The organism is Caballeronia terrestris (genome assembly GCF_001544515.1).
Classification (GTDB): domain Bacteria; phylum Pseudomonadota; class Gammaproteobacteria; order Burkholderiales; family Burkholderiaceae; genus Caballeronia; species Caballeronia terrestris.
Genome location: NZ_FCOL02000632.1, coordinates 1 through 531, shown reverse-complemented (window position 1 = coordinate 531; position 531 = coordinate 1). Strand labels below are relative to the sequence as shown.

Sequence of the window (531 nt, the reverse complement as noted above, 5' to 3'; positions counted from 1 at the left end):
GCTAATCAAAGCATCGGCCCGGTCAGAAGCTTTCGCGAAATCATCGTTTCGTGACGGTTATGGAGCCGACCGAGATATACGTCGTCGATCGAGCGTGACTGCTCAATGCTTATCGGAATGGTTTCAACGATTGTGTCTTCGGACCCTTCGTAGAGGGCGTTGACAAAGCCACGATGCTTGTCGGCCAATCAGTTGAAAAACAGCCGGATGCCCCGCGCGAAAGCTACCGACTGGAAATAGCGCCAATTCATTCGCGGCCCACGCGGGAGCCGCCGGGCTCTATTGTCAGGGCGAGGAACGTCACTTCGGGTGGTGGTCGTGAGCGTACGCGTCGACAACCAGCGGGCTGCCTCCATACTGCTCGCAAAAATCGCGAATTCGAGCCTGCTGGGCATTGTATGACGCGTCAATTTCGTCAGTCGTGCCAGTCGAAATGTAACGCCTCTCGTCGGCGAAGATCTCTTTAAGCAGGCCTTGAGCGCGCTGATTCAGCACGGTGTGTCCATACATACGCACGGCCTGATGCACGAG

1 pseudogene is annotated in these 531 nt (G+C 56.1%); it reads right to left on the bottom strand.

From position 1 onward, the window contains the following. Window positions 1-300 precede the first annotated feature (300 nt). Window positions 301-531, bottom strand: a pseudogene (locus AWB67_RS41320) (hypothetical protein); the annotation flags it as partial.